Here is a 19,357-nt window from a genome sequence, read left to right as displayed (position 1 = left end):
AGCGCATTAATCCGCACGTTGTTACAGCCAGTCTATTCGCATCGATTAGCGCCACATTTGTAATTGGGCTGATTGGCCTTGCTATGAACTGGTGGACTCAGCCAGAAACGGCCTTTGAACGAGTGATTTCTACGACTTCTGGTGTCGTTGCGCTGACGGTGAGTGTTGCTTTAGCTGCCATCGTTCTCAAATGGCGAAAAATACAACTGATTGCAGCATTTTTAGTTTGTTTGCTGGCACTACATAGCTTGTTGGTCACTTTTTCAATCAACCACATCTTTTTTCTGGGTTGGTTGTCGCGAATGGATGCCTACTTCTACCCGCCTGTTGCTATTCTATTTATTATTCTAGGCTCCTGTTTAGCTATGTCACCTGAGCAACGTTTGCAACGCTTGTGGCAACGTGCGTTAGCGCTAGTGATGCTTGCGGTCGCATTCCTATTTCTCGTACTCCACATTATTCCAAATGGCTTTATGCTGCTGGGGCCTCACCCAGCGGTTACGAGTATCGCCGGACTCGTCATCTTTCTCGTCAGTATTTCGCTTTTGTTGGTATCGCTCATTCCTACCAAGTTAATTGCATTCCCCAGTCCTAAAGCCATGTGGTTAGGCTTTATCGCTGTATTTCTGACCTGCGGAACTTGGTACTACTTGAGCTATGAGAATATTCGCTCCGTTCAACTTCAGGCACAGACCGATCTCGACAAAATAGCTCGTGCGCGACAGCAAATGGTCAGCGTGAATATCCAACTGATGGAGCGGATGGTCGAACGCTGGCAATTAAACGACCTCAAGATGCTTGACGACGCGCAAAAGAACGACATCAACTCGTATTTACGCGACATACCGCACCTACTCAATCTAACGCTATTAGACCAAGAGAGACAACGCCGCTGGCAACAAGGGAATGACAACTCTAATGTCAGTAGCAGTCACTTTGGTTCACCTGAAGTGCAAAATTGGCTGAATCAGCCACATCAAACCACCGAGCTTTTCATTCCGGAGTCAACCTTTCGGGGCATGGCCACACCGCTTGCTTATATGATATTGCCCGTCGATTACAGCGATAGTTCGAATGGATACCTCTTAGCGACGTATGATTTTAATCGACTATTGAATCCCGACACGCGGATGTTACCTGAGTCACTAAAAATTTATATTCAACTATCGACGGATGCGGTCACTAGCTTCGATGAATCCAAGCCTTATCATAGAAATGAACTACGCTTAGCAAAAACGGTTCTGACGCTTCCTCAAGGTCCGTCTCTACCCATGTTTGCATCGTTATATAGTTTCGATGATCTGGTAGCCAACGCCAATCTGCGCATCATGATTGCGTTTTTAGGGCTCACGTTCAGCCTGCTGTTTATGTTGATGTACGAGCAAAACCGGCAACTGCAGGTCCATAGTCTGCGTTTACAAGACATTCAGCGGCGTTTGCGGACTCAGCGCCATGCGCTTAAAACGAGCGAGCAACGTTATCGCAGTTTGTTTGAGCAGAATCCTGATGCGGTATTTTCACTGGACCCTGACGGTCATTTCGTTGCGGTGAATCAAGCCGTTGTAGAACTTTTAGATGCCTCAGCAGAAGAAATTATTGGCGTTCATTTCCAGCGGTTTGTTGAGGACGATGATATCGAGCGCATCGGCATGCTATTCCAAAACGTTCTAGCCGGTCGTTCGCAACGCTATGAGGCGCGCTGTCGCGATATTCACGGCATCCACCTAGACTTAGATATCATTAACCTGCCCATTGTGATCGATGGTGAAATCATAGGTACCTACGGTATCGCGAAGAACATCACCCAACGCAAACAACAAGATGAACACCTCCAATTGCTCCAGCGCAGCGTTGACCACAGTGTTAACGGCATTGTCATTGCCGATGCGGTTCAAGCTGATATGCCTATCGTCTACATTAATAAAGCATTCGAACGAATGACGGGTTATAACAAAGTCGATGTGATCGGTCGCAATTGTCGTTTCTTGCAGGGATCAGAAACCAGTCCAGAAGCTGTGCAAGCGTTAAGACATGCTATTTCGCGGCAAGAAGAAGTGCGAGTTCAATTAATCAACTACCGCAAATCTGGCGAACGATTTTGGAACGAGCTTTTCATCTCGCCGGTTCGCAATGATCAAAATGTTGTAACGCATTACATCGGTGTTCAACACGACGTGTCTCAGCAAGTAGCGAACAAAAAGAAGCTAGCCTTCAACGCGACTCGTGATGGCTTGACCGGTTTAGCTAACCGTAATGCTTTAGAGACAGCTATCGCAGATTTAGTTAAGCAGCATCGTGCGGATCTCGATGAGAATATTCTAGCGACACTCTTCATCGATCTAGATGGCTTTAAGCCGGTGAATGACACTCTGGGATTGGAAGTTGGTGATGCCATATTGATTGAGGTAGCACACCGTCTACAAAGTACTTTTTGCCATCAAGAGGTGATTTCACGGTTCGGCGGAGATGAATATGTGGTGGTTATCAGTCATCTGCAGAAAATTACCGATTTGACCGAACTCGTTTTTGAAGCTCTAACCAGTATCGGCGAACCTTATGAAGTCACTGCAGGACAAAAAATATACTTAACTGCAAGTATCGGCGTTGCACTCTATGAACCCGATGTAAAGTATCCCCTAGAATTGATTCAGCGCGCTGATATTGCGATGACACGAGCAAAGCAGTACGGTCATAATCACTTTCAGTTTTATTCAGCTGACGCGAGCGCTCGTTTTCAGGCCGATATTGTTTTACGCAGTCAATTCCAACAGGCGTTAGATGATGAAGAGCTTGAACTTCACTATCAGCCGATATATCAACTTGCGACTGGCAGAATTGTTGGTGTGGAAGCCTTGATGCGCTGGCAATTAGCTGACGGCCGAAATGTATCGCCAGCAGAATTCATTCCCTTAGCGGAGACAACCGGGCAAATAATTCCAGCTAGTGAATGGGCATTAGATCGTGCTTGTCGCGATAGCAAACGACTCCAAGAATTTGGCGATCTGACGGTAGCTGTAAACGTATCAGCACTGCAATTCCATCGCGCGGAATTCCTAGACTACATCATGGAAACACTGCAACGTCATGACCTCTCTCCGCGCACGATTGAACTTGAACTGACTGAAAGCGTGCTTATGGACAACACTGACTACGCAATTGCATTGTTGCGTAAACTCCGACAAACCGGTCTACAGATTGCATTGGATGATTTTGGCACAGGCTTCTCTGGACTCAGTTATCTCAAACAGTTGCCAGTCACTAAGCTGAAAATTGACCAAGCCTTTACCCAGGGTATCCACTCGCACGAGAGCGACGAGGCCATCACTCGCGGTATTATTGCCATGGCGAAACAATTAGGTATTACTACCGTAGCTGAAGGAATCGAAAACGCCGAGCAACAACAAACGCTGCTGGAGCTCGGCGCCGAATTGGGTCAAGGTTACTATTTTGCTCGACCTATGCCCTTTGACCAATTGGTCGAATTTATCAAGTCAGCTAATCGCTAGCCGACTTGAGTTCATCATCATGCTTACTTAAGTCCCAAGGCAAACTATTGGGGAATATATGCATGAAGTGAAGATAGTTTTCGAACTGATTAATGACATCGTTAATGATGTCACTACTCTCGTATCCATAAAGGTCATAGGCTTGTCCGCCCTGCCGTAAGAACACCTCTGCACGATAATAGCTATCATCATTGCGTGGGTTCACCGTAAATTGTGGACGCTGGTATTCGCGCAGTCGTACTTCATAAAAGAAATCAGCACCTTCCGAGTTTTTCAAAGTCAGAATGGCTCGGCCATTTTCGTCTTCATAACTCACCTGCGATTCCCATTCAGTCTCTTTCATTTCTGTCGCGACATCATCCAGACAGCGAATCACACGTTCTTTAATAAAGGCCTCTACTTCGCCCTTTTCGGGAAACTCAATGACGCCGGCTAAACGCTTCTTCCAATAGGCAGGGCCCGCGTCAATGCCACGACGATGGGTTCGCATCGCACTCTTCAAACTTGAGTACTGATGCCCTTCAATCACCAACGCGCGCCACATTCCTATGGCCGCAATCAAAATAATCACAGCAAAGGGTAAGGCGCTGGCTATAGACGCGGTTTGTAACGCACCCAGTCCACCAGCAAGTAATAACACAGCGGCAACGATACCCTCTGAACTTGCCCAAAACACGCGCTGCCAAACAGGCGTATTCGGATTCCCGCCCGATGCCAAAGAGTCGATAACCAGTGACCCTGAGTCTGATGAAGTAACAAAGAATGTCACAATCAGGATGACCGTTAAAAAGGATAAAATATTGGTCAGTGGCAGTTGTTCATACAATTTGAATAAGGCAATGGCCTCATTATTCTGAACCTCGCCAATGAGGGCGGTATAGCCGTCGTTCATGATCATATGCAAGGCTGTATCACCAAATACCGCAAACCAGAAGAATGTAAAGAATGTTGGTACTAACATGACTCCCAATACAAACTGACGAATCGTTCGACCGCGACTGATTTTGGCGATAAAAAGTCCAACAAATGGCGCCCAGGCAATAGTCCAACCAAATATAAATAGCGTCCAATTGCCAATCCAATCACTGCGTGAATAAGCTTGGAGATTAAAGGTTCGCTCAACAATATTGCTTAAGTATGAGCCCGTATTTTGTAGATAGGTCTCTAAAATATGAACGGTCGGACCGGCGACAAATACGAAGGTCAGAATAATCAGGACCAGTGCCATATTGACAAAGGACAATCGCTTGACGCCCTTATCCAAGCCGGCCACAACCGAAACAATAGCCAGCAACGTAATCACAACGATGGCAATCAATTGAACAGCAGTTCCGACTGGAATAGCTGGCCACAGATAATTTAATCCGGCATTGATCTGAATCACCGATAAACCCAGTGTTGTCGCAATACCGAACATGGTGCCGAGAATGGCGAAGGTATCGACCGCATGCCCCATTGGACCGTGGATTTTCTCACCAATGAGCGGATATAAAGTCGAGCGCATCGATAGCGGTAACCCATGGCGAAAACTAAAATAAGCAAGGACTAACCCGACTAAACCGTAAATAGCCCAAATATGAAAGCCCCAGTGGAAATAAGCGATTTGCATTGCCTGTTTCGCAGCATCTACTGTTTCAGCTGCGCCAACTGGCGGGCTTGCGTAATGGAGTACTGGTTCTGCCACACCGAAGAACAATAGAGCAATACCGTAGCCAGCCGAAAATAACATCGCAAACCAAGCCGGAAAGCTGTATTCAGGGTCTGCGTGATCAGGACCTAACTTTATTCGTCCCCACTTCGACAAAGCGATAATGACGATAAATACTAAGAAAATAGCAACCGCAAGCATGTAAAACCAACCAAAATCAGCGGTTATCCAGGCGAGTACATCGCTAAACAGGTCGCCCGCACGCTCGGGGTTAAATAAAGTACCTATTACAAATAATGCAATAACCACAACGGCAGGTGCGAATACAGGGATGAGAATTGCAGAGTGCCACTTCGGTTTCGACTCAACTTCAGCCATGTTGTTCTCCTTTTGGGTTTAAGTAACCCTAGGCATAAATGCTTGAATTTTCAAACCGCTTGCCAACCACACTACCAGTGTTCCACTCCCATGTAGGGCGCTATGCTGATGTCAAATCGAGTATTTTGCTTCAGGTAGTCAGAAAGTGACTCTAGAGCATCAGGTTCGCCATGAACCAGTTGTATTTTGGTTTCAGGGCGTAACTGACTCGCTGCTAGCCAATCACCTATTTCGACAAAATCTGCGTGCCCCGATAGGCCCTCTAACTGTCTTAACTTGGCGCGAACCTCGATCCAGTCGCCATGTACCTTAATTCTCTCCGCTCCTTGCAGCATTTTGGCTCCACGGGTACCGCCTGCCTGATGTCCAGAGAACAACACTGTGGCGCGATGATCACTGAGCCAACGTTTAAAATGGTGCAAGATACGTCCGCCTGTCGCCATCCCACTGCCGGCAATAATAATGTGCGGTCCATGTTGGTTGGCAATCGCCTTCGACTCATCAACACTGTGACAGTAAATCACCTGACTTTCTGCTGCATCACATTGTGCCGCTGACAATCGATGATATTCGTGATGCCGCTGATAAATGGATGACGCTCGAATTGCCATGGGGCTATCTAGAAATATCGGCAATTTGGGAATTCGCCCTTGCGCCATCAGTTCTGTCAACATGTGTTGTAGTAGTTGCGCTCTGCCGACCGCAAAACTGGGTATCATTAAAACGCCACCCGCCTGCGCTGTCTCTAAAACCACGGCTTGCAGTTGCTCCCATGCATCTTCTGCCGCGTGTCGTTTATTGCCATAGGTAGCCTCTAGCAATAAATAGTCAACCTCAGGGAGCGGTCTGGGTGCTTTCATCAGAATATCGTCGGGCCGTCCCACATCGCCACTAAAGCCAATACGCTTGCCCTCAGCAGTCACGATGACACTCGCCGCTCCAAGAATATGGCCGACTGGCTGCAGAACGATATCAATATCACCAATTTGAAACGGTTGATCGAAAGCCACCGGCTCCAATAATTCCAGTGCGGCTTTCGCAGTGGCCTCATCGTAGAGTGGTTCGGGATTCTCATGCTTACTCAGCCCATGCTTCTTGTAGAACTTAGCGTCTTCCTCTTGAATACGTCCACTATCCGGCCACAAAATTCCACACAAGTCAGCGGTAGCCTCATGAGTATAAATGCGACCGCGAAAACCATGCTTGTAGAGCACAGGTATGAAACCGGAATGATCCAGGTGCGCATGGGTTAATACAATGCCATCAACATCTTGAATTCCGAGAGGCAGCGGTTGCCAGTTGCGTTGCCGGAGCCACTTGTAGCCTTGGAATAGGCCGCAATCCACTAAGATCCGCGTCGATGCCGTTTCCAGCAGGTATTTCGAGCCCGTCACTGTCTCCGCACCACCTAGATAAACTAATCGCATTCGTGTAGTCCTTATAACAACCAATCGATGGGTAACCAACTCAACACAATTGAACTCAGCCGCCGCCAAATAGAGGCGCCCGGCTCACGTGTATGCGTAATGGTGGAATCTCCAAGAAACTCAATCCATTCTAGTCGCTTTCCATTTAATCTAAGTTCATAGGCGTACCGAGCAACTTCCTCATGAAAGCGCTGGTGAATTCGTTCCGCCAGTGAGCGACTATGAATAACAACCCCCAACTCCGTATTCAATTGCATCGAGCGCGGGTCAAAATTAAAGGAACCTATAAACACGCGTATCTTATCAACCGTAAAGGTTTTCGCATGCAGACTCGATGCGGCTTGACCAATCCGCTCTTTGCCTTTAAGTCGTTCTCGTCGCTCTTTACGGCGCGCGCGCGGCGACAAAACAGTCTGGCGCTGCAATTCAAATAATCGAATTCCGGCCCTTAACATGCCTTTGCGCCACTTTGCATAACCTGCGTGAACAATAGCAACGTCGGTTGCCTCCAACGAATTCGTAAGAATAGTCATATTCACGCCAGCCTGAGCTAACTTTTGTAATTCTGAGAAACCCGCTAACGTCGGCACAAAATAAGGAGACACTAAGGTGAGTTGCCGCTTTGGAATGCCAATCGCGCTTTGCAACTGGTTCGACAACAATTCACGACCATGCACCTGCCCCAAGCCTTTAGCTGGATCGTCACTGACGACGTTAACTTGCGCCCAGGTAAACTCAACACGGCGATGAATCAGATCATGTAGTAACGGTAATCGCTGAATCGCTTGAATATATTTCTGTGCTGCCGGGTCCTGTTCAACAAGCTGGGCTCTTTGAGAGAGTTCATCCAAATGTTCAGGCTTACGCAACGTAAATAATTTACGCACAGACGTGGTCGCTGGGCTCCGCCAGTACTCTTCAAACTCAAAGTGAATCTGCTGAACTGCCTGGCCAACCATGAGTGCATCTAAATCAGCAAATAAGAGTGCATCAGCTGCACCAAAGTATTCGTCACCGATGTTACGCCCGCCAGTAATCAGCACGCTTTCGTCAGCAATAAACGCCTTATTATGCATACGCCGATTCGCGCGATTGAAATTGGTCAGATAATTGAACGCACGTGGCCAGCGAATACGAAGCGGATTGAATAACCGAACTTGGATATTGGGATGGCTCTCCAGACCAATCAACAAGGGATCCATTCCCGCAGTATTGTGATCATCCAAGAGAAGCCGCACGCGAACACCGCGCTCAGCTGCAGCATGGATAGCTTCAAAGAGCAGTGTCCCCGTGCGATCGTGACGCCAAATGTAGTATTGAATGTCGAGCGTGTGTTGAGCTTGTTGGGCTAACAACATCCGCGCAGCAAAGGCATCCTGACCATCATCCAACAAATAGACTCCGGTTTCATCAGGATGTGCGTTAGAAGCGGCCCGAGCGGCCGCTTGTAATGATCGGTCCAAGTCTGCAGCGACTGGTTTAGTCATGGTTAGTCAAGGTATTCGCTTGTTCTCGTGCGGCTAAATCAGTATCACCTTCCCCGGGCTCTTGTGGAACAATAGCGCCTTTACACAAGCGACATTCACCATTTTCGGCAGCTGCAGACATCTCAACATAGCGCAGTTTATGCTGAGCGCGATGCCGATTTGCCGATACCGCATACGTGCGATCTCGCGCGTTAGTTGGATCGCCCTTTTCGTTGCTCATGCTCTGTCTCCATAGCACTGGCTAATGCGTGACGTTGGTCTTCATTATGATCAAGATGCCAGTCTTGAAGATTACTTTCAATCAATTGGACTAAAACGTCAATATGTTCAGGAGTCGCGTTGAGAGCTGGGATATAACTGTACTCTTTACCACCCGCTTCCATGAAGTACTCACGGTTTTCTTCACCGATTTCTTCAATGGTCTCTAAACAATCCGACGAAAAGCCTGGACAGACGACGTGGATCGAATGAACGCCCTGCTCAGGCAAGTGTTTTAATGTTTCGTCGGTATAGGGCTGCAACCATTCCTCACGACCAAAACGTGATTGGAAGGTGGTCATGTAGGCATCTTTTTCCAATCCCAAATGCTCAGCGATCAAACGCGATGTCTTGTGACATTCACAATGGTACGGATCACCTTTCAAGAGATACTTAAGTGGCACTCCGTGATACGACAAGATCAGCTTTTGCGGCTTCCCATGCTCGTCCCAATGCCGCTGAATGCTCGTAGCTACCGCTTTGATGTAGGCAGGATGGTCGTGGTAGTGATTAATAAAACGAAATTCTGGCAACCAGCGACGTTGCGTAAAGTCGTGTGCAATGGCATCGAACGTTGATCCGGTCGTCGCTGCTGAGTAGTGCGGATACAAAGGTAACACCACTAACTTGCGCGCCCCCTGATCAAAGAGGGACTGCAATCCTTTAGAGATGGACGGATTGCCATAACGCATCGCAAATTCGACTACCACATCATCACCATATTTGCGTTCTAACGCAGCCCGAATACCGGCAGCTTGATCGGCTGTGTGGTATAAAAGTGGCGAGCCTCGCTCCGTCCACACAGTCCGATATGCAGCAGCAGAACGCCGCGGGCGGATCCGCAAAATAATCAAATTTAAAATGAGCCACCAAATGAATCGCGGTACTTCGACCACCCGAGGATCGGATAAAAACTGTCTTAAATAGGCTCGCAAAGCTGATGTCGTTGGTGCGTCCGGGGTTCCTAAATTCGTGACTAGCACGCCAATTTTATCGCATTGATGGTGAGTAAATTTGGGACTACCTTGGTACGCCATTATTGTTCCTTAAACATCGTTGGATACACGGATTACAGCCACAGTTTCGTTTTTTCCCGAATGGCATCGGTCGCAATCCATTCATGCAATTGCTCGGCCATTCGTCGCCCTTGCTCAACCGCTTTCGTCCAATAATCAAAACGTGTTTGAGCATCCAACTTGGCAAAGTCGGTACGGTCTGGAATCTTGCCATAGGGCAGTGACTCAATAAATTCGCGACTCGGCGTCATAAAGATCACATTAGGCCAGTGTTTTCCTGTGGTTCTACGCCAGGTTAGACGCTTATCAAACCAACCCGGTACCACTTCACGATGAAAATGGGGATACAGCACCAGGCCATCCACTGCACTCAAATCAACGTCAAAATGATAATCTGTAATGCCGCCATCGCGATACATACCTGGCGGCGCCCCCGGAATATTCTCAACACCAGCAATCACCATTGGAATTGAGCCAGTCGCCAACAACGCCAATTTAAAGTTGTCCTGACTCAATGGTACATAAGACGTGGGCATATCCTGCCAGCCGCGGCTAAAGGCGGCAGTAGACTGCGGATGATGAAAGATGACTCGCTCATAAAACCGTCCAAGCCAGCGACGGTTCACGGTATTTGCTGCAGCGGAACCCAGCAACCCCAGCAGTTGGCGGCGTCCCTCAACGGCAGTCAAACCGTTACAGCGCGCGACAATCATATGATGACGGAATCGATCTTGCTGCAGAATAGCTTCAACTTGTCTATCCGGAACATACTCATGCAGGAGCTTGCGCGCTTCATCAGTAATTTCTTGCACATCTGGCTTTTCGCTATACGTCTGCGAACTGTATAGCCGAACAAATAAGTCACTCGCGGCTACTGGGTCCAACTGCCCCAAGCTGGCAAATCGCCAGGCACCGGCGGACGTGCCCAGCAAATCTAAAGGTTGTTGCCGGTCGGCAAAAAACTCACCGAATAAGTACCTATCGAGTCCTTGTAGAATAAACCACTTAGGTCCACCGGATGCTCCCATTAGCAGTTCAATGGAGTTAGGGAGAAGTCCTTCTTCCTGAATTCGCTCATAGGCTTGCCGCCCTGCTCTAATTTCAAGCCAATCGCTTGCCATGCTCTCATCCCACAGTTAGTGCACGTACTGCTTTGTTTTGTATGGGTTGAGTATACTTAAATAGAATCAGATTGGCAGCCTCTTCCACCGCTTGAATAGCGATCTTGAGAGTCGCACCGCTGCCGTCTATTTGTTATGCTTAAGCATCGTTAAATTCCTATCAATTTGAGCATCAAATGAAAGTAATCTCTTTTAACATCAATGGTATTCGCGCTCGACTGCATCAACTTCAGGCGCTCATCGATAAACACCAGCCAGACATTATTGGGCTGCAAGAAATCAAAGTACACGATGATCAATTTCCATTAGCGGATGTTGAAGCGATGGGCTATCACGTATTGCACTTCGGTCAAAAAGGTCATTACGGTGTGGCTCTGCTGAGCAAAAAGCCTTTACGCAATGCGCAATATGGCTTCCCGACCGATGATGCCGATGCTCAACGACGGATGATCATGGGAGACTATGTCACTGACAATGGCGATACCGTGCGTGTTTTGAATGGCTATTTCCCACAAGGCGAAAGTCGCGACCACCCGACCAAGTTTCCTGCGAAAGAGAAGTTTTACGCTGACCTCATGAACTATGTTGAAAGTCATCTAAAGCCAACGGATCCGGTCATTGTGATGGGCGATGTCAACATCTCTCACCAAGACTGTGATATTGGCATTGGTGAAGACAACGCGAAGCGTTGGCTGCGAACCGGTAAATGTTCATTCCTTCCAGAAGAACGAGAGTGGTTGAATAATCTTCTTGCTTGGGGATTGACCGATACCTACCGGCAGTTTGTGGCAGAGCCGAAAGAGGAATATAGCTGGTTTGATTATCGCTCACGAGGCTTTGACGACAATCGCGGACTCCGTATTGACCTTATATTAGCCACTGAAACATTAGCGGCAAAATGTATCGATAGCGGTATTGATTACGATTTGCGCGGTATTGAAAAACCTTCCGACCACGCGCCAGTTTGGTCGACATTTAGTGCCTAATCGATAGCAATGACTTAATGCTGGTCAGGCGGCAGTTCATCCAGAGCGCGCTTGACCATTTTCGCCAAGTCCAAATAACACGGTTCTGGTTTTGGTTGCAACTGGAGCTTACGTGTCAAATCTGTATACCAAGCTCGCAATTGCGGCGTCAGTGGTGAGCGTGACCGCCGACCGAGCCAATACCAGCCTTGTAACGGTAGCGAGAGCAGAAACAGCGATGTCACTATGGCTTGCGGCAAGAGCTCCTGCCCTTGTAGTTGCCACTGCACCATAAAATTGATCACGGCAAGTGCGGGCATCCAACGTGTTGCCATGTGCACGGCTGGAATTACGGTAGATTCGGTAAACGCTGCAACCACTGCATGGCGTGGCCAAACTTTGGCGTAGTGTTGCCCATCTTTGAAGGTTCGAAACATCACAAATAATTCACCAATAATGACTTGACAGATGCACAATTGAACAAGCTGAACACTTCTCAATCAACTCAAATATAACTAATATTTTCATGCATTTAGCGCACTTAAACCAGCTAACCCACAGAGTTATCCACATAAACTGTGGAGAATTCACAGTGGTTTTGTCACAATGCAGGGGTGCCTCTGCTTGAGGCTTAACTCTATCACAACCAATTCACGACACGAGCATTAGTCTAATGGTAGTAAACACCTCTCAACCAATACTATATGGAATACCAAATTGTGACACGGTGAAAAAGGCCGAGCGTTGGCTGAACCAGCATGGTATCGCCTATAGTTTTCATGACATTCGCAAACAACCACTGAGCAAAGAGCAATGGCAGGCATTAGTCACTTTGGTTGGGTCTGAAGCTATTATCAATAAGCGGAGCACGAGCTGGCGCGGACTCAGCGAGTCGGAACAACAACTCGCATCGAGCGAGGCTGTTGTGAACTTGCTGCAACTGCATCCGACATTGATGAAACGTCCATTAGTGACGCCTATTGCAGCAACTAAACCAGAGACATTTGTCATCGGCTTCAAAGAAGCCGTTTGGGCGCAGGAGTTTCAAACTGCATGAGTGATGTGATTCAACTCGCTCGCGAACTGATTCAGCGGCCATCGATAACACCCGTCGATGAAGGCTGCCAGACGTTAATCGGCGCTCGGCTCAGCACTGCAGGCTTTGAGTTAGAGTCGATGGTGTTTGCTGATACCACGAATTTATGGGCCCGCAGAGGTACCCAAGAGCCCGTGTTTTGTTTTGCTGGCCATACTGATGTAGTGCCTGTCGGTGATGAACAGAGTTGGCAGTATCCTCCCTTCGCAGCCGAATTGGCTGATGGGTATCTCCATGGACGTGGAGCTGCCGATATGAAAGGCAGTCTTGCCGCGATGGTTATCGCCACAGAAAATTTTGTCCGAAAATACCCAAATCATAAAGGCAGTATCGCGTTTCTTATCACCAGTGATGAAGAAGGGCCATTTATAAACGGCACACCCAAAGTTATTGAAACCCTCGAAGCGCGCAAAGAGAAAATCACGTGGGCTTTGGTCGGTGAACCATCCAGTACTGCTGAACTGGGTGACTCAATCAAAAATGGCCGCCGCGGAAGTCTCAGTGGTGAGCTGAGTGTTCGAGGTATTCAAGGTCATGTCGCCTACCCTCACTTAGCAAAAAATCCGGTACACCAGGCGATGCCGGCGCTCAGCGTGCTTGCAGGTGCGCATTGGGACGATGGTAATCGCTTCTTTCCACCCACCAGTTTTCAAATCAGCAACATCCATGCTGGAACAGGCGCTGGCAATGTCGTCCCCGGGACACTGAAGGCTAGTTTTAACTTTCGCTTTAGCACCGAAGTCACAGCACCCGAATTACAACAACGTGTCATTGATATTCTTGATGCGCATCAGCTGGATTATGCTATTGACTGGAAGTTGAACGGTGAACCGTTCATCACCGGGTCTGGTGAGTTGCTCGAGGCAACGCAAACGTCCATTTATGAGGTCACTGGACGACACACAGAGCTATCCACAGCAGGCGGAACATCCGATGGTCGTTTCATTGCACCCACTGGCGCACAGGTCATTGAGCTGGGCCCAGTGAACGCAACCATACACAAAGTTGATGAATGCGTACGTGCCGCCGACCTCGAAGAACTGGCGTTAGTCTACGAGCGAATCTTGGAGCATTTGCTATGTTAAGCACTCGCCAATTGACCGGTCTGGAGGATACGCACGTCGTCACGATTGCTGATGACGAACCGAACCCACGTTTACAACCCATTGTAGTGACTGCATGGCAATCAATGCAGCAAGCAGCTGCGGAATCAGGCGTGACAATCGCCATTGCCTCTGGCTTTCGAGACTATGCACGTCAGTTAGCCATTTGGAATCGTAAATATCGTGGCGACACACCGCTTTACAATGACCGCGGCGACCGATTAGATGCCAGTCAAATGAACTCTGGTGAAAAGTTAGAAGCGATTTTGACGTGGTCGGCCTTGCCGGGTGCTAGTCGTCACCACTGGGGTACCGACTTTGATGTGTATGATCCTCGTCCTTTTGCCCAACCCGATCATCCACCTTTAGAGCTAACCATTGCGGAATACAGCGAGGGTGGTCCCTGTTTCAGCGCTTACCAGTGGCTAGTCCATCATGCCCGAGACTTTGGTTTTTTCTTTCCTTACGCTCGCTATCTCGGTGGAGTCGCCAGCGAACCTTGGCACCTCAGTTACGCGCCGTTAGCGCTGGATTACCTTCCTCAGCTAACAACTGAAACATTAAAAGAAGCAATGACTGCGGCGCAACAAATGGGACTTGAAATGGAAGGTTATGACTATGTAGTGGAACGACTCGATGACATAAAAGAGCGTTACATTGATGCAATTTGCCACCCTGATAGCACAGGAAATGATGTATGGTTTGGCTAATTTTAGCATTGGTATTTGGTGTGGTGATTGGCAATATCATGCTCCTCAAACACACCGCACATATGAAAATGCCGTCACTGAAGCAACGGCATCCGGAAGACAAAAACGATTAGCTACTAGCTATTGGCTGCTGGCTACTGGCTACTAGTTATTGGCTACTAGCAAATATCGCTTCTCTAGTAACTAGTAACCAGTAACCAGTAACTAGTAACTAGTAACGCTGTTTTACAGTGGTACCCCAATCCGAGCGGCTACCTCTTCGTAGGCCTCGACCACACCACCTAAACCTTGACGAAAACGATCTTTATCCAATTTCTTACGTGTTTCTTTATCCCACAAGCGACAACCATCAGGGCTAAACTCATCGCCGAGGACAATCGTACCATCAGCGTCGACGCCAAACTCTAATTTGAAGTCCACCAGCATCATACCGCCAGCATCGAATAATTTGCTTAATACGTCGTTCACACGCAGCGTCAGTGCTTTCATTTGAGCGAGTTGTTCGGCTGTCGCCCAACCAAACGAAACCACGTGGGAATCGTTTATCATTGGATCGTGGAGCGAATCATTCTTCAGGAATAGTTCGAAAGTCGGTGGATTCAACGCTTGCCCTTCAGTCACACCTAAGCGGCGTACTAATGAACCGGCGGCGAAGTTTCGAACCACACACTCGACTGGAATCATAGTTAATTTTTTAACTAGGGTTTCCGTGTCGCTGAGCACTTGATCAAGCTGCGTAGGTATACCAGCGGCTTCCAGTTTGGCCATAATAAAATTATTAAATTTATTATTCACCATACCTTTTCGATCCAGCTGCTCAACCTTCTCTCCATCGAATGCGGAGGTGTCATTCCGGAATTGCAATATTAAGCGTTCCGGGTTGTCGGTCGTAAAGACTGTTTTAGCTTTTCCCCGGTACAATTCACTACGTTTTTCCATGAGCGACTTAATCTCCAAGCAGACGATTTATAGGCTATTTTGACGGCGTAACGTGGCAGCAACTGGCGCATAGATGCGATTCACTTCGGCAGCTGACAACGGCTCGTCATTATAGTGGAAAGTTACCGTAGTTGTCTCATTATCTCCGGTCACTCGCACCATATAATCACCGTCAGCGATATCTAACTTGCCTTCCACTTCATCACGCCAGAATGCCAAGCTCGACATCCCTTTTGCACCTTTTGAGTACTCAGTGAAGTACTGACCGGTCGATTGATTCAAGTCATCAATACTAAAACCCAATTCAGGCAGAGACTGGCCCATTAATGCCCAAACGGTATCAAAATCAGCTTCAACAACAATGGCTGGGAAGCCATCCGCATTGAATCCTGCAGTTGCATTAATTTCTTGGTTAGCACGATTAAAGATTCGGTTTTCCTGCTGCGCAATCGCAATTTCATTGACAATATCGTTTAACAGCATCGCAGCTGCATTTCTATCCGCAATCACAGACGGTTGGCGACCTGCGCCAGCGCCAGATTCGCGGCTCTCAAGGACAGTCACTTCGATAGCGGTTGTACGACCGTGATCAGGTGTTTCTTGCGTGATCTCAAATTGACGTTCCGTAACGAGCATTAACTCATCTTCCGAGACTTCGCGTTCACTGCGCACCGAACCTGTGACCAGACGTTGCTCTGGCACTGCCGTAACAACAGGAACACCGCGCTGATTCAACGCTTTGGTCACACCTTCCCATACGAATGAAGACAAATTCGACATATCTTCGAGCTCGTCAAAATAAATACGAACACGTTGCTCCGATTCATCAATTCGACTCCCTGCAGCCGTTGGACGGACTAGCACAGGGGCTTGGATATTAACCTGAGGGCCGACTGGCAAATTACCGTCAACATCGGGAACTTCAAAACGGTTGCTCGGTGCAGGCAAACCTTTGTTGGGAGCCGGTCTTAACCCGTTCGTCAATTGCGCTTCAGTATACTCAAAACCGCCGTCTGCTTGTTCTTGCGGGGTGAAACTACACCCACTCGCAACGACTACACTCAGGCAAGTTAAAATACGTACATACTCTTTCATTACGACTCCGCGGTTATAAAATTCCGGCTTGTTTTAGTGTGTCTTCGATGTGCTGTTGCTCTGGAAGTTCCGGCGGCGTCATCGGTAATCGGTAATTGGGTTGCATTTTTCCCATTAATGACAGCGCCCACTTAACAGGAATTGGATTGGCTTGTACAAACATCGCTTCATGCAGAGCAGCTAACTCTGCATCTAATGCTGTTGCAATAGCCTGCTCACCGGCGCGAGCAGCATCCACCATCGCTTTCATTTTTCGTGGCGCAACATTCGCTGTCACACTGATCACTCCTTGGCCACCACGCAACATAAACTCGCATCCGGTTGGGTCATCACCACTGAGCAAAATAAAGTCAGGGCCACACACACGCCGTAATTGCTCAACTCGGCTCAAATCACCCGTCGCTTCTTTGATCCCGACAATATTGGGAATGCTCGCGAGTTCCGCAACGAAATCAGGCGTCACATCTGCCGCCGTACGACCCGGAACGTTGTAGAGCAGTTGGGGTTTATCGCTGGCTTCAGTGCAAGCTTTATAATGTTCAATGAGTCCGCGCAATGACGGTTTATTGTAATAGGGATTTACGTTGAGAAAACCTGCCAACGGCAAATGATTCATTTGTTCGGTTAGATAGACTGCTTCCGCAGTGGCATTCGAGCCGTTTCCGGCAATCACCGCTATGCGCCCTGCTGCCAGCTCAGTTATCGCACTCACCACTTGAACATGCTCTTGATGACTCATGGTTGCCGATTCACCGGTCGTGCCCATGGCCACTATTGCGTCAGTTCCCTCAGCCACATGCCAATCTACGAGTTCATGTAACTGCGTGTAGTCGACATTGCCTTTATCCGTAAACGGCGTCACGAGCGCAACAATACTGCCTGTTAACATGCTTTCCCCCATCTCCCAATAAGTCCACAATGGTACTTTTACCGTACTCTAAACACAAGGGGCAAACCCGCAGAGTTACTTGGCTTTGCAAGCGGTTTACAGATTCCCTATGATCGATGCACTGAATTGACCTTAGTTTGGACAGGAGTTGTTATGAAATTGCTCGAAGCGGGTGCTCAAGCACCGCATTTTGAATTACCCAATGCTGATAGTGAAAACGTCGCTTTAACCGACTTGCTGAAACAAGGACGCGTGTTGGTCTACTTCTATCCGAAAGCCATGACACCTGGCTGCACCGTTCAAGCGCAACAGCTTCGCGACCACGCGCAGGCGTTCGCTGAACACGGTGTGCAGATTGTTGGCATTAGTCCAGATGAACCCAAGCGCTTAGCAAAATTCACAGAACGCGATAACCTCAATTTCACCCTACTTAGTGATGTTGATCACAGTGTTGCGGATGCGTTTGGCGTCTGGGGTCCGAAAAAATTTATGGGTAAAGAATACGATGGCATTCATCGTATTAGTTTTCTCATCAATCAAGATGGGACGGTGGCTGAAGTCTTTGATAAATTCAAAACAAAAGATCACCATGAAGTAGTGCTGGCAGCACTCGCGTAGCGACCTCAATGCAGGGCGGTGTTATTCACCGCCCTGCGCAGTTGTCGATTCTTTTTTATCGCTCGATAACGCCGTCAGCACTGCTTTTACGAGGCTAGCTAAAGGAATTGCGAAAAATACGCCCCAGAAGCCAAATAAGCCACCGAAAATCAATACTGCCGCAATAATATAGACGGGGTGTAAACTCACCGCCTCACTGAAGAGTAGTGGCACTAATAAGTTTCCGTCTAACGCCTGAATGATCAAATAGGCAATCATCACATACGCAAACATCGCACTCCAGCCGAACTGGAATAGCGCCACCAGGAATACCGGTAAGGTCACGACTGCGGCACCGATATAGGGTATGAGCACAGATAAACCGACCAAAACCGCGAGTAAAGCTGCATAACGTAAGTCGAATGCTGCGAAAGCGATATAAGTCACTACGCCGACAATAACCACTTCAATCGCTTTACCGCGAATGTAGTTCATAATTTGCAAGTGCATTTCACCGCTTACCTGCGCAATTAAGCGGCGATTGTAGGGTAATACACTACTTAAATGGCGGAGTAATTGGTGCTTATCTTTCAGCATAAAGAATATCAACAACGGCACTACGATTAGATAAATCAGCAGTGCCATGACCCCGATCAAACGATTCAATGATTGACCAAGGAGAGTCTCGCCGAACAATAACGCTCGATTCGTCGTGGTTTCAACAAACTCGGCGATCTGCTGTTCGCTGACATAACCAGGAAAGAGCTCCGGCAGTCGATTGAGTAGCAACTTAGCTTGCACGAACATTTGCGGTAATTCACCCAATAAAGCCACCGACTGCTGCCAAATCACCGGCATTAAAAATAAAATTAAGGCCACATTCAGAGCAATGAAAACTGCAAATACCGTAGAGACTGCGGTCAGTCGTGGCATTCCCGCTTTCTGCAGACGCAAAACGGGCCAGTCAAGTAAATAGGCTAGGGAAATGGCGACCAGAATGGGAGCTAAGATGCCACTGAACAAAATAATCAGTAAAAACGTAATAGCGAGTAACAAAAATAACGTGACCGCATCAGGGTCAGAAAATTTTCGCTGATACCAGTTCTTGAGATATTCCCACAT

18 protein-coding genes are annotated in these 19,357 nt (G+C 48.0%); 7 read left to right on the top strand and 11 right to left on the bottom strand.

Features of this window, described 5'->3' with window-relative positions; translation table 11 throughout:
- Window positions 1–83: 83 nt before the first annotated feature.
- Complete coding sequence (locus CWE22_RS01490; RefSeq protein WP_169929633.1) at window positions 84–3,506, top strand: putative bifunctional diguanylate cyclase/phosphodiesterase; 3,423 nt, start codon at window positions 84–86, stop codon at window positions 3,504–3,506.
- Here CWE22_RS01490 and CWE22_RS01485 read toward each other — a convergent pair.
- From CWE22_RS01485 to CWE22_RS01460, 6 genes are all read right to left on the bottom strand, one after another.
- Complete coding sequence (locus CWE22_RS01485) at window positions 3,496–5,532, bottom strand: BCCT family transporter (protein WP_169929632.1); 2,037 nt, start codon at window positions 5,530–5,532, stop codon at window positions 3,496–3,498. The two genes, CWE22_RS01490 and CWE22_RS01485, sit on opposite strands and share 11 nt — an antisense overlap.
- Before the next feature lie 71 nt (window positions 5,533–5,603).
- Window positions 5,604–6,959 (bottom strand): MBL fold metallo-hydrolase RNA specificity domain-containing protein, encoded by a 1,356-nt coding sequence (locus CWE22_RS01480; RefSeq protein WP_169929631.1) that lies wholly within the window; start codon window positions 6,957–6,959, stop codon window positions 5,604–5,606.
- Between the two features lie 11 nt (window positions 6,960–6,970).
- Window positions 6,971–8,446: a phospholipase D family protein gene (locus tag CWE22_RS01475; protein ID WP_169929630.1), complete on the bottom strand. Its 1,476-nt coding sequence runs from the start codon at window positions 8,444–8,446 to the stop codon at window positions 6,971–6,973.
- Complete coding sequence (locus CWE22_RS01470; protein ID WP_169929629.1) at window positions 8,439–8,666, bottom strand: hypothetical protein; 228 nt, start codon at window positions 8,664–8,666, stop codon at window positions 8,439–8,441. Before CWE22_RS01470 ends, CWE22_RS01475 begins: the two co-directional genes overlap by 8 nt.
- Window positions 8,638–9,741 carry a ferrochelatase gene (gene hemH / locus CWE22_RS01465; RefSeq protein ID WP_169929628.1) on the bottom strand — a complete coding sequence of 368 codons (1,104 nt, stop codon included), beginning with the start codon at window positions 9,739–9,741 and terminating at the stop codon, window positions 8,638–8,640. The genes CWE22_RS01470 and hemH overlap by 29 nt, the downstream gene beginning before the upstream one ends.
- A gap of 32 nt (window positions 9,742–9,773) precedes the next feature.
- A complete protein-coding gene (locus CWE22_RS01460) occupies window positions 9,774–10,841 on the bottom strand; it encodes an alpha/beta hydrolase (RefSeq protein WP_169929627.1) in 1,068 nt (355 codons plus the stop codon).
- A 176-nt stretch (window positions 10,842–11,017) separates the two neighbouring features.
- Here CWE22_RS01460 and xthA point away from each other — a divergent pair, with 176 nt between their 5' ends.
- Complete coding sequence (gene xthA, locus CWE22_RS01455) at window positions 11,018–11,827, top strand: exodeoxyribonuclease III (RefSeq protein ID WP_169929626.1); 810 nt, start codon at window positions 11,018–11,020, stop codon at window positions 11,825–11,827.
- Window positions 11,828–11,841: 14 nt separating this feature from the next.
- Here the strand turns inward: xthA and yfbV are convergent, their stop codons facing one another.
- A complete protein-coding gene (gene yfbV, locus CWE22_RS01450; protein ID WP_169930982.1) occupies window positions 11,842–12,243 on the bottom strand; it encodes a terminus macrodomain insulation protein YfbV in 402 nt (133 codons plus the stop codon).
- 236 nt (window positions 12,244–12,479) lie between these two features.
- Here yfbV and CWE22_RS01445 point away from each other — a divergent pair, with 236 nt between their 5' ends.
- Genes CWE22_RS01445 through CWE22_RS01430 form a run of 4 tightly spaced genes read left to right on the top strand, consistent with a single transcriptional unit; the run spans window position 12,480 to window position 14,828 of the window.
- Window positions 12,480–12,863, top strand: coding sequence for a Spx/MgsR family RNA polymerase-binding regulatory protein (locus CWE22_RS01445; RefSeq protein ID WP_169929625.1), 384 nt, complete (start codon window positions 12,480–12,482; stop codon window positions 12,861–12,863).
- On the top strand, window positions 12,860–13,987 hold the full coding sequence (gene dapE / locus CWE22_RS01440) for a succinyl-diaminopimelate desuccinylase (protein WP_169929624.1): 1,128 nt from the start codon (window positions 12,860–12,862) through the stop codon (window positions 13,985–13,987). Before CWE22_RS01445 ends, dapE begins: the two co-directional genes overlap by 4 nt.
- Entirely contained in the window at window positions 13,981–14,715 is a 735-nt protein-coding gene (locus CWE22_RS01435; protein ID WP_169929623.1) for a M15 family metallopeptidase, read from the top strand. The genes dapE and CWE22_RS01435 overlap by 7 nt, the downstream gene beginning before the upstream one ends.
- On the top strand, window positions 14,703–14,828 hold the full coding sequence (locus CWE22_RS01430; protein WP_169929622.1) for a DUF2897 family protein: 126 nt from the start codon (window positions 14,703–14,705) through the stop codon (window positions 14,826–14,828). The genes CWE22_RS01435 and CWE22_RS01430 overlap by 13 nt, the downstream gene beginning before the upstream one ends.
- Before the next feature lie 112 nt (window positions 14,829–14,940).
- On the opposite strand, the gene purC is transcribed toward CWE22_RS01430, so the two are convergent.
- From purC to dapA, 3 genes are read right to left on the bottom strand one after another with little or no spacing between them, the layout of a single operon-like run.
- Entirely contained in the window at window positions 14,941–15,654 is a 714-nt protein-coding gene (gene purC, locus CWE22_RS01425; protein WP_169929621.1) for a phosphoribosylaminoimidazolesuccinocarboxamide synthase, read from the bottom strand.
- Between the two features lie 27 nt (window positions 15,655–15,681).
- Window positions 15,682–16,749 carry an outer membrane protein assembly factor BamC gene (bamC, locus tag CWE22_RS01420; protein WP_169929620.1) on the bottom strand — a complete coding sequence of 356 codons (1,068 nt, stop codon included), beginning with the start codon at window positions 16,747–16,749 and terminating at the stop codon, window positions 15,682–15,684.
- Window positions 16,750–16,762: 13 nt separating this feature from the next.
- Window positions 16,763–17,638: a 4-hydroxy-tetrahydrodipicolinate synthase gene (dapA, locus tag CWE22_RS01415; protein ID WP_169929619.1), complete on the bottom strand. Its 876-nt coding sequence runs from the start codon at window positions 17,636–17,638 to the stop codon at window positions 16,763–16,765.
- A 153-nt stretch (window positions 17,639–17,791) separates the two neighbouring features.
- Here dapA and bcp point away from each other — a divergent pair, with 153 nt between their 5' ends.
- Window positions 17,792–18,256, top strand: a complete 465-nt coding sequence (bcp, locus tag CWE22_RS01410; RefSeq protein WP_169929618.1) for a thioredoxin-dependent thiol peroxidase — start codon at window positions 17,792–17,794, stop codon at window positions 18,254–18,256.
- 21 nt (window positions 18,257–18,277) lie between these two features.
- On the opposite strand, the gene CWE22_RS01405 is transcribed toward bcp, so the two are convergent.
- Complete coding sequence (locus CWE22_RS01405) at window positions 18,278–19,357, bottom strand: AI-2E family transporter (RefSeq protein ID WP_169930981.1); 1,080 nt, start codon at window positions 19,355–19,357, stop codon at window positions 18,278–18,280.

Source organism: Pseudidiomarina aestuarii, assembly GCF_003987355.1.
Lineage (GTDB): Bacteria > Pseudomonadota > Gammaproteobacteria > Enterobacterales > Alteromonadaceae > Pseudidiomarina > Pseudidiomarina aestuarii.
Note: the sequence above shows the minus strand (reverse complement) of the source record. Positions and strands in the feature narration are given on the sequence as shown.

Excerpts from the sequence above, each read along its gene's own strand:
- CWE22_RS01490 (WP_169929633.1), top strand. The coding sequence starts at position 84 with ATGAACTGGTGGACTCAGCCAGAAACGGCCTTTGAACGAGTGATTTCT.
- CWE22_RS01485 (WP_169929632.1), bottom strand. The coding sequence starts at position 5,532 with ATGGCTGAAGTTGAGTCGAAACCGAAGTGGCACTCTGCAATTCTCATC.
- CWE22_RS01480 (WP_169929631.1), bottom strand. The coding sequence starts at position 6,959 with ATGCGATTAGTTTATCTAGGTGGTGCGGAGACAGTGACGGGCTCGAAA.
- CWE22_RS01475 (WP_169929630.1), bottom strand. The coding sequence starts at position 8,446 with ATGACTAAACCAGTCGCTGCAGACTTGGACCGATCATTACAAGCGGCC.
- CWE22_RS01470 (WP_169929629.1), bottom strand. The coding sequence starts at position 8,666 with ATGAGCAACGAAAAGGGCGATCCAACTAACGCGCGAGATCGCACGTAT.
- hemH (WP_169929628.1), bottom strand. The coding sequence starts at position 9,741 with ATGGCGTACCAAGGTAGTCCCAAATTTACTCACCATCAATGCGATAAA.
- CWE22_RS01460 (WP_169929627.1), bottom strand. The coding sequence starts at position 10,841 with ATGGCAAGCGATTGGCTTGAAATTAGAGCAGGGCGGCAAGCCTATGAG.
- xthA (WP_169929626.1), top strand. The coding sequence starts at position 11,018 with ATGAAAGTAATCTCTTTTAACATCAATGGTATTCGCGCTCGACTGCAT.
- yfbV (WP_169930982.1), bottom strand. The coding sequence starts at position 12,243 with ATGTTTCGAACCTTCAAAGATGGGCAACACTACGCCAAAGTTTGGCCA.
- CWE22_RS01445 (WP_169929625.1), top strand. The coding sequence starts at position 12,480 with ATGGTAGTAAACACCTCTCAACCAATACTATATGGAATACCAAATTGT.
- dapE (WP_169929624.1), top strand. The coding sequence starts at position 12,860 with ATGAGTGATGTGATTCAACTCGCTCGCGAACTGATTCAGCGGCCATCG.
- CWE22_RS01435 (WP_169929623.1), top strand. The coding sequence starts at position 13,981 with ATGTTAAGCACTCGCCAATTGACCGGTCTGGAGGATACGCACGTCGTC.
- CWE22_RS01430 (WP_169929622.1), top strand. The coding sequence starts at position 14,703 with ATGGTTTGGCTAATTTTAGCATTGGTATTTGGTGTGGTGATTGGCAAT.
- purC (WP_169929621.1), bottom strand. The coding sequence starts at position 15,654 with ATGGAAAAACGTAGTGAATTGTACCGGGGAAAAGCTAAAACAGTCTTT.
- bamC (WP_169929620.1), bottom strand. The coding sequence starts at position 16,749 with ATGAAAGAGTATGTACGTATTTTAACTTGCCTGAGTGTAGTCGTTGCG.
- dapA (WP_169929619.1), bottom strand. The coding sequence starts at position 17,638 with ATGTTAACAGGCAGTATTGTTGCGCTCGTGACGCCGTTTACGGATAAA.
- bcp (WP_169929618.1), top strand. The coding sequence starts at position 17,792 with ATGAAATTGCTCGAAGCGGGTGCTCAAGCACCGCATTTTGAATTACCC.
- CWE22_RS01405 (WP_169930981.1), bottom strand. The coding sequence starts at position 19,357 with ATGTGGGAATATCTCAAGAACTGGTATCAGCGAAAATTTTCTGACCCT.